The organism is Mucilaginibacter sp. cycad4, from assembly GCF_034263275.1.
In the GTDB taxonomy this organism is placed as follows: domain Bacteria; phylum Bacteroidota; class Bacteroidia; order Sphingobacteriales; family Sphingobacteriaceae; genus Mucilaginibacter.
On record NZ_CP139559.1, the window covers coordinates 656,375 to 668,665 of the forward strand.

General features: G+C 42.3%; 11 protein-coding genes. 8 read left to right on the forward strand and 3 right to left on the reverse strand.

The genetic code is table 11. From position 1 onward, the window contains the following. The first annotated feature begins 19 nt into the window (after positions 1–19). Complete coding sequence (locus tag SNE26_RS02815) at positions 20–1,573, forward strand: GDSL-type esterase/lipase family protein (RefSeq protein WP_321557864.1); 1,554 nt, start codon at positions 20–22, stop codon at positions 1,571–1,573. 213 nt (positions 1,574–1,786) lie between these two features. Here the strand turns inward: SNE26_RS02815 and SNE26_RS02820 are convergent, their stop codons facing one another. Further along, on the reverse strand, positions 1,787–3,055 hold the full coding sequence (locus SNE26_RS02820) for a hypothetical protein (RefSeq protein ID WP_321557865.1): 1,269 nt from the start codon (positions 3,053–3,055) through the stop codon (positions 1,787–1,789). A 443-nt stretch (positions 3,056–3,498) separates the two neighbouring features. Here SNE26_RS02820 and SNE26_RS02825 point away from each other — a divergent pair, with 443 nt between their 5' ends. The 5 genes from SNE26_RS02825 to SNE26_RS02845 all read left to right on the forward strand — a co-directional run bounded on the left by SNE26_RS02825 (position 3,499) and on the right by SNE26_RS02845 (position 9,537). Beyond that, positions 3,499–5,040, forward strand: a complete 1,542-nt coding sequence (locus SNE26_RS02825; RefSeq protein ID WP_321557866.1) for a glycosyl hydrolase family 28 protein — start codon at positions 3,499–3,501, stop codon at positions 5,038–5,040. A gap of 26 nt (positions 5,041–5,066) precedes the next feature. Beyond that, complete coding sequence (locus SNE26_RS02830) at positions 5,067–6,917, forward strand: glycoside hydrolase family 36 protein (protein ID WP_321557867.1); 1,851 nt, start codon at positions 5,067–5,069, stop codon at positions 6,915–6,917. Positions 6,918–7,382: 465 nt separating this feature from the next. Beyond that, on the forward strand, positions 7,383–8,192 hold the full coding sequence (locus SNE26_RS02835; protein ID WP_321557868.1) for a hypothetical protein: 810 nt from the start codon (positions 7,383–7,385) through the stop codon (positions 8,190–8,192). Positions 8,193–8,194: 2 nt separating this feature from the next. Then, positions 8,195–8,872: a helix-turn-helix domain-containing protein gene (locus tag SNE26_RS02840; protein ID WP_321557869.1), complete on the forward strand. Its 678-nt coding sequence runs from the start codon at positions 8,195–8,197 to the stop codon at positions 8,870–8,872. Next, entirely contained in the window at positions 8,779–9,537 is a 759-nt protein-coding gene (locus SNE26_RS02845; protein WP_321557870.1) for a discoidin domain-containing protein, read from the forward strand. Before SNE26_RS02840 ends, SNE26_RS02845 begins: the two co-directional genes overlap by 94 nt. 324 nt (positions 9,538–9,861) lie before the next feature. Here the strand turns inward: SNE26_RS02845 and SNE26_RS02850 are convergent, their stop codons facing one another. Both SNE26_RS02850 and SNE26_RS02855 read right to left on the reverse strand, forming a co-directional pair. Further along, the gene (locus SNE26_RS02850) at positions 9,862–10,380 is read right to left on the reverse strand and encodes an IS630 family transposase (RefSeq protein ID WP_321560018.1); all 519 of its coding nucleotides are present in this window, start codon (positions 10,378–10,380) and stop codon (positions 9,862–9,864) included. 7 nt (positions 10,381–10,387) lie between these two features. After that, positions 10,388–10,912 (reverse strand): helix-turn-helix domain-containing protein, encoded by a 525-nt coding sequence (locus SNE26_RS02855; protein WP_321557871.1) that lies wholly within the window; start codon positions 10,910–10,912, stop codon positions 10,388–10,390. Positions 10,913–10,969: 57 nt separating this feature from the next. Here SNE26_RS02855 and SNE26_RS02860 point away from each other — a divergent pair, with 57 nt between their 5' ends. Then, positions 10,970–11,302 carry a hypothetical protein gene (locus SNE26_RS02860; protein WP_321557872.1) on the forward strand — a complete coding sequence of 111 codons (333 nt, stop codon included), beginning with the start codon at positions 10,970–10,972 and terminating at the stop codon, positions 11,300–11,302. A 218-nt stretch (positions 11,303–11,520) separates the two neighbouring features. Beyond that, on the forward strand, positions 11,521–12,090 hold the full coding sequence (locus SNE26_RS02865; RefSeq protein WP_321557873.1) for a sigma-70 family RNA polymerase sigma factor: 570 nt from the start codon (positions 11,521–11,523) through the stop codon (positions 12,088–12,090). Positions 12,091–12,291 lie beyond the last annotated feature (201 nt).

The following is a 12,291-nucleotide window of genomic DNA, read 5'->3' on the forward strand; positions in this document are numbered from 1 at the left end:
GTTTTATAAAAACGCATCTATGAAATTTAAGAGATTAAACATATTCCTTTTCCTTGTTTCGATGATCCCGGGATATTGCTTAGCCCAGGCAACAGGAATTAAGTGGACTGAGTTTCACACACCGCTTCAACAAGTTTTGAATGGGATACCGGGAGGGAAAGGTAACTACCCTTATCTGAATTTTGTTACGAATACCAGCAATATTGTTATTCGCTTAGCATATAGAGAAGCTCAAAATACTACCCAAAAAGCTTCGGATAACATTTGTAAGCTATATGCTTTGGATGATGATGGTAAATGGACTGAATTTGAGGGATCTCGATCAGAAACGGATTCGGTTCTATTGTCGTTTCAAAACATTTCAACGGATAACCACCAACCGCGCAGGAGTATCGAATACAGGTTGTTTTTGCCGGTAGGCCAGCTGCCATCGGATATTGCCATCAGTACAGATGCACAAAGCCAGTTCGAGCTGTTGCCGCTTCAGCCCGAAAAGCAAATTGTTATTTACAAGCAGGTGTTGGAGGATAAGGGGGGCGAAGCAGGAAGAAGCTGGCCGGCGGCGCTGGAAAGGGAACTGGACAGGCCCGTTGTTGTTTTTGATGCGAAAACTGATCGGAAAGCGTTCTTAGCCGAAAGTATAAAGCCCGGTACAAAAGCAGTATTCCTGGAGCTTTGTACTTACAGGGGTGCCGGTATGATAAATGAAATTGTTAAGGATGCCAAGCTGGTGCAACAGGCGGGTATTCCTGTCTTTATCGTTCCTTGTGAGCATGCTCTATCTAAGCAAACACAGGCAGCATTGAAGGAAATAAGCAGGCAAACAGCAGGATTAAAAAGCGTATATGTGTTAAGCCACCCGGCGGCAGATGATTGGGCTGCTTTTGATTCGCAAGTGCGTTTTGCACTGCAGGAACCGGATGGCGAAATTTCAGCTACAAAAGCGTTAACCCAGCACCGCGACAGAAACTACGACTGGCGGCAACGGCATGCAGATGAACTGGCTTTTATCAGGCAAAAGGCCCCCAAAAATATCATATTTGCCAATTCCATTATTCACTACTGGGGCGGGCTGCCACAATCAACCATCGCGCGGGGAAAAGATTCATGGGACACTTATTTGCAGCCATTAGCTGTGCAGAATATGGGTTTTGGCTGGGATAGGATTGAAAATGTGCTCTGGAGGATTTATCATGATGAATTGGACGGCTTTAATGCTGATCATATTTTGTTCATGATCGGTATCAATAACCTGCAATCAAATACCAATGATGAAATTATTAAAGGGCTAAGGCAGCTTGTAACCGCCGCTAAAGTAAGGCAACCTCAAACCAGGGTAATTATTTCAGGGATCATGCCGCGCCGAAATATGGAAGCAAGGGTAGTCCTTCTTAACGGTTCTATTGAAAAGCTTGCCCGGGAAATGAATATCAAATACATCAATCCCGGAACTGTATTCCTTAATGAATCAGGCAAAATTAAAGAGGAATTGTTTGGTGACGGGCTTCATCCTAATGCTGCCGGGTATAGCCTGCTTGCCCCGATCATTGCAAAGGTGTTTACTGAAAATTAGAGGTTAAAGAAACTAAAAAAGTAAGGCTTGAAACAGAAAAATCGCTCTTAGAAGGAGGCGCCTGCGGAGCCAATAAATTGATTTGTCTTTCGGCTATAAACACGTAACTCCTACGGAGTTGTCTTTTTAGTTTTGTTAAACTCCATAGGTGCCTCATATATAAAGTTAAGGGTTTTGCGTTTTCAATCTTTTAAAAGGCGAAGGTTCTTCCTGTTAATGGTTAAACTCATCGCCGTATATCAACCGATGCTGATGATCATATACCCTGATAAAATCAAGCTGTCCTGATCCTTTGAACCGGCAAAAAAGGCCCCGGATGTTCCCGATGGGAACGTTGTATACTGTTTTATATTTAAAAACATTGTTGATGTAAACCATACTGGTTTTATTCCGGGTTTCGATGCGTACCACAGTCCATTTTGATAGGTCAACGCCGAGGGACGACAGGTTGTGGAAGTTTCCCGTTAATTGGGTGTCTCCAAATTCAGTATCAGCAAATTGGGTGCAGCCGGGCTTTACAAATTTAAAACGACCCCGGCCGCTTTCGCCTGTAAATTCCAGGCTGGTGTCAAAGCAATCAAACCCGCCCATATCCTGGCTGTTACGGAGTCGAAATTCTACAGTCATTTGATCACCGTCCACGTGAAAATTTTTGATGTTGCGGTAATCAACCCAGTATTCTTCTTTGGTGTTTATATTAAGCCCGTTTATTATTGAAGGCGCAAAATACAAGGAACTCTTATCGCCGAATTTGCTTGAATCGGTTACCACCCGGGCATTCTGGTCATTGTTGCCTACATAACAAACCCATCCTTTTGTTTGTACATCAACTGTAGTTTTTGACAATACGCGGCCATCAGCAATCAACCTCATCTTGTAAAAATTTGGTGTCTTGTACAGATAGGTCATTTCACCTTTAGGGCCAAGCAATAACTTATATTCGCCTCCGCTTCCAAAATCTATGAAAGCATTCTTATAATTCAAACGGGAGAGGTTGTAACTGATAGCTGCAGTTAACGGCGCATGCCCTGATGTGTTTTTTACATTGAAGGTAACTTCCGGCTGATTAAAAAAGAACATTGCCGCCACGATAACCGTGATTAACAGAAATGCCCCGGTTGCCCAAAATACTATCTTTGGCCGTTTGTTACCGGCAATAACTTCCGGTTTAATAGGAGGGGCAGGGGCCGGGCTTTCAGCGGGCTTGATCTCGTTGTCGGAGTTTTCTTTTAAAAAGTTTGTCCAGTCTTTATAGCCGAGATATTGTGCCATCGCGTTTTTGGTCGCGATCTGCGGCTCATAGGTATCGTTTACCTTGAAAATACGTTTCAACGTCCGGACACTGATCGATGTTTTGGTTGCTTCAAAGATCTGCTCATGGAGCATTGTATAATGATAATCAATCCAGTCAGCGCTCGGGCCCGACTGCATTTTATCCTCAATTAACTGAGTACATTTTAGCAAATAATCATGGTTTTTCATTCTTAAGTCAACGATCGTGCAAAAGGCATCAGTGGAGTAATTGAGTTTTTAGGTGGTCCCCAAATATGCTAAAATGCAATCTTACTTTATTACAGTTGGTGTTATTTTTTTGAGATTTTTTGAATTGGCATCCAGCCATATTATTTGAAAACGACAAGCCTGTTAGCAATAATACAGGTAAAATAATGAAAAATCCCTGTCTGCACATTCTGCTTGACTATGCCCGAAAATGCATTTAACCTGAAATATACTAATTGATAGTTTCGCCTTTATTGTCTCCCGGCTCTCTTGCGGAGGCAATTACCAATTTGAACACTTAAATAAATTATGAGAAATTATTTGCTCCCGTTATTCCCTTTTGCCGGATCATACCTGTTTGATCAGCTCATTCTGTCTGTACCGAATCTTCAATTCTCAACAACAAACATTAAATGATGGTGCCGATGAAGAAGGTCATTACGCTGCTTTTGGCCTGCCTTGCTTTTCCGGGTATAACGCTGGCTGCCGATTATTTGATTACAGATTATGGCGCGATAGGAAACGGCAACCAACTATCTACAAAATATATTCAAAAAGCCATTGATGCATGCTGCGCCGGTGGAGGAGGACGGGTGGTGGTTCCACCGGGAGATTTTTTAATGGGTACCATACATTTAAAAAGCCATGTTGAACTTTACCTGGAGAGGGGAGCAAAAATTTCGGGAAGCAGGGACCGTGCGGATTACCCCAAATTTGGCGGAGAGCGGGGATTAATATTCGCGTTAAACGCAACTGATGTGGGTATTACAGGTTACGGAGAGATTAACGGGAACGGGGAGGCATTTTTTAAAGGCGACAATGCGCCCGACAGGCCATTCTTGGTGATGATCAAAAAATGCCGTAAAGTAAGGGTTTCCGGCATCAGCCTTAAAAACTCCGCTTTCTGGACATTTCGCCTGCTTTATAATGACCAGGTTAATGTTGAAGGGATCAACATATATGCTCACGTAAATTTTAATAATGATGGACTGGATATCGACAGTAAAAATGTAACCGTCAGTAACTGCATTATCGATACCGACGATGACGCCTTGTGTTTTAAAAGTGACAGCAGTTTCATTTGCCAAAACGTTGTTGTATCAAACTGCGTGCTTGCCTCCAATTGTAATTTTATTAAAATGGGGACTGCTTCGGTAGGCGGTTTCAGGAATATCAGCGTAAGCAATTGTGTTTTGCGAAGAGCTTCCGAATCGCGTTTTCGTTTTTGGGAACGGAGTGTGCCGGGGGTAAAGGAGCCTGTGACCGGGCTTGCCGGAATTGCACTGGAGATAGTTGACGGCGGGGTGATGGACGGCATTAATATCAACAACATCGTGATGGATGGTGTGCAAACTCCGCTGTTTATCAGGCTTGGCAGCAGGAGCAACCCTACAGGGGCTATCAGGAATGTAATGATCAGCAATGTAACGGCCAAAAGCGTGAGCCGCATAGCGAGCAGTATTACAGCTATTCCAAATTTTAAGGTTGAAAATATTGTGCTGCATGATATCAATATTCAAAGCCCGGGAGGAGGGGAAACAAGTGAATACATGGCTAAAGTTCCTGAGCAGGAGCGTGCTTATCCCGAAAACCGGATGTTCGGCACCAGTTTGCCGGCTTACGGCATATATCTCAGGCATGTTAACAACATCAGTCTTTATAATATTCAGTTTAAACCGGCCGGCAGTGAGGCCAGGCCGGCTGTGTACATTGAAGATGGACATGAAATCCGCATAGCTGATTTAAAAGCGCTATCTCCCATGGCCGATGTTCCATTGGTAGAGCTCGACGAGGTCTCCGGACTGAGTTTTGAACATTATACATCAGATCAGGTAATCCCTCTTCTTTTCCGGGTGCGCGGTGCGCGATCGAATCATATCAGCATAACCGGAAAAAACGATAGCAACATCCGCCGCCTTTATGAACTAAAAGACTTGGCATCGAAAAAGACGCTTACCATCAAATAAATATTTATCGATCCCCGAATTAATATATGAAAATTATCATATCTAACCCGAGAGGCAAGAAAAGCTTTATGCCCGATCATGCTTTGAAATTACTATTATTGATATTTTGCTTGCTGGTTAAATACGTAAATGCCCAGGAATACCAGGCGGGTACCTTCAAATTCACTATTCCCAAACAGGAAGGTGTAAGCGTAAATATCAGTCATGAGCAATCTAAGAATGGGTTTTTACTCCTAATCTGCCGCTTCACTGCCACCAGCGCGTTTAAAAATGAAATTAATATTAAATGGAGTTCACCACTCCGGGACATCACCGGTTTTTGGACCACTAATGGTAACGAGGCACGTTTTATGCATGCGGGCCTCAAAGTACAGGCTAACCTTGCCAGCCAGGCGCCTGTTTTAGCTATGTATAATGATGCAGGGCAAAACAGGTTAACAGTTGCCCTTTCCGATGCATTCCACCAAACAACCTTGTCTGCGGGAGTAGATGAAGATAACGCCGTGCTCAATGGTAATGTAAGCATTGCTCTTTCAGGAGAAGAACGAAATAACAGGTCATATCAGGTAACACTTATGCTGAATGACCTGGACGAAAGATATGAAGACGCCTTAATGCAAGTAAGTACATGGTGGGCCGGGATGCCGGAATATCGTCCAGCAAATATTCCCGCAGCGGCAAAACAACCATTATATTCAACATGGTATAGCTATCATCAGAATTTTAATGAGGCATCACTGCTTAAAGAATGTGTGGAAGCACGCAAGCTGGGTTATACCGGAATTATTGTAGATGACGGCTGGCAAACAGTAAATAAATCCGGGGGATATGGATTTACCGGTGATTGGAAGCCAAAGCGTTTTGAAAGTATGCCCGAATTTGTTAAGAAGGTCCATGCAGCCGGAATGAAATGCCTGCTTTGGTACTCGGTGCCTTTTATGGGCTATCATGCCGAAGCTTATGAGCGTTTTAAGAATAAATTCTTATACAGGAGCAATCGTCAGTCGGCAGCCATACTTGACCCAAGATACCCCGAAGTACGAAAATTCATAGTTGAGAGGTATGTTCATGCGCTCAGGTCATGGAAGCTTGACGGGTTTAAACTTGATTTTATCGATAGTTTCACTAATCAACCCGATGAGCCGCCGGTTGTTAGTAGTGAAGCAGATTACAGATCTGTTTATGCGGGTGTTGATGCGTTGATGTCAGAAATAAGGAATGCACTTACGGCTATAAAACCGGATATCCTGATCGAGTTTCGGCAATCCTACACGGGCCCGGCGATGCGTAAATATGGCAATATGTTCAGGGCCGGAGATTGTGCTGCGGCTGCGCTCACAAACCGGATCAGGGTAACGGATATCAGGTTGCTGGCTGGCGGGACGGCGGTCCATTCTGATATGCTTACCTGGAATTATGAAGATGGGGCAGCCGTTGCTGCCCTGCAGTTTCTGAATGTGATCTTCTCCGTTCCGCAGCTTTCCGTACGATTAACAGATATCCCGGCATCACACCTGAATATGATCAGGTTTTATACAGGTTATTGGCTCAAAAACAAAGATATTTTGGTGAGCGGCAAGTTCAGGGCTTATGGTCCGGAGATGAATTACCCGGTGCTCAGCAGCGAAGACGGAAGTAAGCTGATAGCTGGCATTTATAGCGATCAAAGCCAACCACTTCTTTTAGATAAACCTCTTGTTGACGTTATTAACGCGAAAACCACCGATGGAGTATTGGTAAAGTTAATGGCAGCAAGAAGTTATAGAGCTGAAATATTTGACTGTGAAGGAAAAAAAGTACGGGTTAGCAAATTGAAAGCCGGTACAGGTATTCGGAAATTGAGTATTCCGCCTTCGGGGATAGCTTGCCTGCGGTGACCATATTATATAGCACGTCAAATAACGTTTGAGAATGAATAAACACATGATACGCCGCCTCCAGTGTAAATTCGGAACTATCTTGGGCTACCCCCCATCAAAATAGATAACTTATCCTGCGAAATATCTTTATTGATTCGCTTTTCCTTTACTTTTGGATTAATAGATTAACCTGGTCAAAGTGTAACGGAAGATTCAGCAATTTTTTCCAGAAGACGGTGTTCAACGGCCGGGAATACCCATATTATCTTCAATTATGACTTGTATAAGGTATTACAGGATTTACTCACAAATCTGTATAGCTATTTCAGGACGGGTCAAAATATATAGCTCAATCTCAATGCTGTTCCAAAACCGAACGTAGCAATGTTCGGTTTTGGAACATCTTATGTAATTGTGAGCGTGTATTGTTCAGTACATTAACAGATTATGATTTTGGAACGGGGATTGATTCAAGCACTTTACTTGAAACCGCATACTTTCAATATCAATATTTATGACCTGGCTTTTCTGGGAACAATATTTGTTGGGCTTACTTTCAGCCTGATGTTGTTCATCACCCCAAAAGGCAACAAAACCGCCAACCGGATCCTTGCCCTGATCTTACTCATTGCCGTTTTGACTGCAATCCGCGTCGGCGGAACTGAAATTCATCTGAAAAGTACTTTTCCGGATTGGAACCTGGCCGCGCCGCAATTTTCGCTGGCCTTAGGTCCGCTCATCTATTTTTATGTATGGAGCATAATAAAGCCAGACTATAAATTTCGTTCCCGCGATCTGCTGCATTTCTGCCCTTTGCTGGTAGAAATCTGGGTGAATATTTGCTATACGCCAAGTTTTCCGGGCCTGAACACAGTGTTCCGTTCACTGATATTTATTTCGGTTTGTGTTTATTTGTATGCCGCTCACAATCTGATCAAAGACTTTTCGCGGAACCTGAAATTTAACAGGGGCGACCGTTATCGACTGAAATTACGCTGGCTGAACAACCTATTGACAGGTTTTGCCATTTTATGGCTATTATGGCTTCCCTTCGCGATCATCGCTTACCTATACAACGATAATCAGTCGACCCTGTCAGTTGATTTCTTATGTCTCCTTTTGGCCGCCCTGGCAATAGGAGCGGCCGGAAGAGTGATCTTAATGCCAGAAATTAGATTGCCGGCAGATGAACCCTATTTTTTGAAATTACCATCGCCGGATGAATTTAAGTATAAAGCCGGCTGGCTTAAACAAATGATGAAGAACGGCGCTTATTACAAAGACCGGAACTAAGTTTGACCAGACTGGCTGAAAAGCTCGGGTTGACCACCCACGACTTGTCGCGGATCATCAATACGGTGCTTAAAACAAGCTTCAATGATTTCATCAATGGATACCGCGTAGCGGAAGTAACTTGTAAGATGCAGGATGCTGCATATGATCATTTCACTCTGGAAGGAATAGCTTATGATTCCGGTTTTAACTCGCTAAGTACCTTTCACCGCGCATTCAAACAGCTGACTGGAGAAACGCCTGCAGCGTATAAAAAACAACTGTCATCTTATAATTTGACATATAGTTACCTGCCCGCTTCGGTAATTTCGAACCAGGTAAACCGCAATCATATGTTTAAAAATTATTTAAAGATCGCCTGGCGAAATACGACCAGGAACAAAGTTTCTTCGTTCATCAATATTAGTGGCCTTGCCGTGGGTATGGCTGTGGCTATGCTGATCGGTTTATGGATCTGGGACGAGGTGTCGTTCAATAAATTAAATCGACCTTTTACGACCGTTGGGCCGATACTGTGCGCAAATTGCAACCCAATTGTGTTGTGTTCGGGACCAAAAACTCATATCGCTATGCCGACTGCCGCTGGATGGGCAATGAATCGGGATTATCAGGAGATCCGTGCTGGTCAACTATCAACCCGGTTTCTATTAAAGAGGAAGCAGCGCACATTCCCCAATTGAATCATGGAGAAGTTGACGGTACGGCGTATGTACCGGCCGAAGTAGATGTATCCATTCGCCCAAGCTGGTTTTACCACCAGGAAGAAGATGCCCATGTTAAAAGCGTTGCCGCTTTATGGGACCTTTATTTCAATTCTGTTGGTCATAATAGTGTGCTGCTATTAAACTTCCCGCCAGATAAGCGGGGGCTGATCCCTGCAATAGACTCGGTAAGAGCGGATAGCTTACACCGTTTAATCAACGGTACATTTAAGAATAATTTGGCGGCAGGAGCAAGTATCAAATCACTTCATCCACGCGGTGGTAACTATAAACCGGCCAATATGATTGATGATAGTGAAAGCACTTATTATGCTACAAGTGATAATGCAGTTACGGATACCATAACTTTTAACCTTGGCAGGAAGAAGACATTTGACGTATTGATGTTACAGGAGGTTATCGAATTGGGACACCGTACAACAGGCTGGTCTGTGGATTATTCCTCGGACGGAAAAAAATGGATGCCTATTCCGGAAGCAACCGAAAAACAAGCCATCGGCTATAAATGGTTTGTTAAATTTAAGCCGGTAACAGCATCAAAGGTTAGATTGAAAGTTACTTCGGGTAAGGCTTGTTTAGCGATCCATACTTTTGATATCTATAAGCAGCCATCACTACAATAAGCTACTATTGCGGCGAATACAAAAACTACTCCATAAAACTCTAAATAAGCCATTTATTTGGAGTTTTATTAAAATGTCTGGCCACCTCGTTTTAAAATGGCTTTTTTTTGACCCGTTTTGCGATATTTTGACTGCCTTTTGAGCGAGTTTCTTTTACCAGAATTCACAAAAGGCATCAATTCATACCAAACGTCATGAAAGCACAAACCAGCTTTGGCATCTCCTTCAAGGTCAGATCAAACCGGGAAAAAGACGGAAAAACGCCGCTCCAATACTTTTTACGTTGGACATACTTTCGATGCAGGCAGATCTATATAAAGTACATTAAATATTTACAATTAATTTAGCTAAATTCTTTCCGAGATCATTTTCAACTTTGAAATCCTGCATAAAGACGTCAAAGCTATTGATCCGGTCTTCCAGATTGTGAACATACCGATTATGAGTAATCTTCTTTCTCATATACCACCAAACCCGCTCAATGGGATTCAGGTCGGGAGAATACGCTGGAAGGTATAGTAATTCTATCCTGTGCCTGTATCGCTCCAATATCGGTTTCAGTCTTTTGGCGTGATGATAGGGCACATTATCCAGAACCATTATCACCTTACGGTCCCGGTACATTTTCGTTACCAATAGCAGGAAACTAAAAAAGCTGACAGTATTGCCTTTGTCGGCTTTACCGGTGATTACAATCCCGGTTTCAGGTTCAATACAACCGAACAAAGTTTTCCTTTCTCTTTTTCGTTGTTTTTGATTTATTTTCGGCTGCTTACCTTTTTCTGCCCACATATACGAAACTGTAGCTGTGTTTGACAAACTTGCTTCATCCTCAAATACGATTACCGCATCAGCTTGCCGAACCCCCCGGAGTTTTTTTTAAAGCATTTACCTTTTCTTCCCTGTCCTGTGCTTCGGGATACAGGCCTTTACCCTTTTGAAATGTCAAACCTAACTTCTTTAATATATTGTATATCTGCGCTTTTTTATATTCAACCTGATATTCCTTCCTGATCAGTTCAATCAATAACGGCCCTGTCCAGGTGGCGCTGTTAAATCCATAATCATCGGGCTGCTTATTTAACAATACAGCTTTTATCGATTGTAGCTCATCATTCGTAAGCCGGTTATTTCTTCCCGGTTTTACCTTATCTATTAATGCCTCTATCCCGCCTTCATTTAAACGGTTTACCCAATTGCAAATCGACTTAAAAGACGTTTCGTAAATCGATTCCAACTCCTGTGGCCGCTTACCTAAAGAAACCTGGTAACAGGCGTATAATCTTATCGCCTGTTGATACTTCTCGTCTTTCCTCAATAGGGATCGTAACTCTTCTGAAGTATAATGTTCTATTTTTAATGCTACTTTGCTCATGTAAGCAAGTTACATTTTTTTTCTTTAATTGTAAAAATATATTAGACTTTATATAATTTGTTTAAAGTTCCAATTTTTCAACAGTTTTTGAAGCATCCCGACGATGTAAACGTACTGGCATTTTTAATGGCTTTCGATGGCCCAGCGCGCTCCCGAGATAAGGTCTTCGCGGAGGACATGCAGACTTCTGTAGCAGCTTCGTTAATTGCACATGAGATGATTCGTTCTGGTAAAATTCAATCTTTAAAACCCGGGTCGGGTCCTGCACCAGACGTGCTCGAACTTAGTAAAGATGTAAAATCAGGGGCTCAAGTGGCAAATTATAATCCGTCTTCGGCAATTGAATATGTTTTTGATCCCAAACCAATACCTTTGTTGTCGGAGCCTTGAAGGAGCCTATTGCAGGGCTTTCTCCTCACCAAAACCTGGCGAAAGTTATAAGGGCATCAAGTGAAACTGTCGTAAGAGGTTTATTCAAGAGGGGGTTAATGGGGATTCTTACCAATGAGGTTACTTAAGTGTAATTTTTTATAACATTCCCGTTACAATTGCATAGCTTTAGCATCAATTTATAAACCGTTTTAGATCCCCTAATTCAAAGAAGCTGAATGTCCGAATATGATGGATATACCGATCATGAACTACTCTTTTTAGTAAGAAAAAGTGACAGAACGGCTTTTACCGAACTATATGAAAGACATTGGGATACAGTATATTCCCAGGCATTCAGAAAGTTGAGGGACGGTGATGTAGCAAAAGATATTACGCAGGAAGTGTTTATCTACCTATGGGCTCATCGTGAAGCTAATCTAATCGGAAACCTTGAAGCATATTTATTTAGCTGTGTCCGTAATAATATATTCAGGCTCCTGAAAAAAGAGAGTCGGTTTATTTGTATTTCTGATTTAGTTATGGAAGCAAGGGCATGCTGTTCTGAAGCCGATGCATTAATATTGCAAAAAGAGCTGGTCAACTCCTACGAATTGTTGATTAAATCTATGGCACCCGCTCAGAAATTGATATATGAAATGCGTTTTCATGAGGATTTGTCTACCCTTGAAATCGCCCAACAACTTAATATCTCCCGAAAAACTGTGCAGAATCAACTTACAAGAGCTTTAACTTTGCTCAGAAGTTCGCTGACATTTATTGCCGTTATTCTTATTTCGAACCGGTAACTATCAGCAGTTTCCTTTTTTCTTATCGGTGCTTAAAACTTCTTTTATAATGTTTTTTACCTGTCTGTACTTATAGTCGATATTTTGCCTTTGGTCAAATCTGTCGAAAAACCAGCTCTGCGAAAAAAATCCAGGGGGTAAAAAATATTTTTTTTCTGCGTGGGATTTTCCTGCTTGAATGTCTCATGTGTATACCAATAA

Coding starts and splice junctions, on each gene's coding strand:
- SNE26_RS02855 (WP_321557871.1), bottom strand. CDS start 10,912: ATGAGCAAAGTAGCATTAAAAATAGAACATTATACTTCAGAAGAGTTA.
- SNE26_RS02830 (WP_321557867.1), top strand. CDS start 5,067: ATGAAAATTATCATATCTAACCCGAGAGGCAAGAAAAGCTTTATGCCC.
- SNE26_RS02825 (WP_321557866.1), top strand. CDS start 3,499: ATGAAGAAGGTCATTACGCTGCTTTTGGCCTGCCTTGCTTTTCCGGGT.
- SNE26_RS02820 (WP_321557865.1), bottom strand. CDS start 3,055: ATGAAAAACCATGATTATTTGCTAAAATGTACTCAGTTAATTGAGGAT.
- SNE26_RS02865 (WP_321557873.1), top strand. CDS start 11,521: ATGTCCGAATATGATGGATATACCGATCATGAACTACTCTTTTTAGTA.
- SNE26_RS02845 (WP_321557870.1), top strand. CDS start 8,779: ATGGGCAATGAATCGGGATTATCAGGAGATCCGTGCTGGTCAACTATC.
- SNE26_RS02815 (WP_321557864.1), top strand. CDS start 20: ATGAAATTTAAGAGATTAAACATATTCCTTTTCCTTGTTTCGATGATC.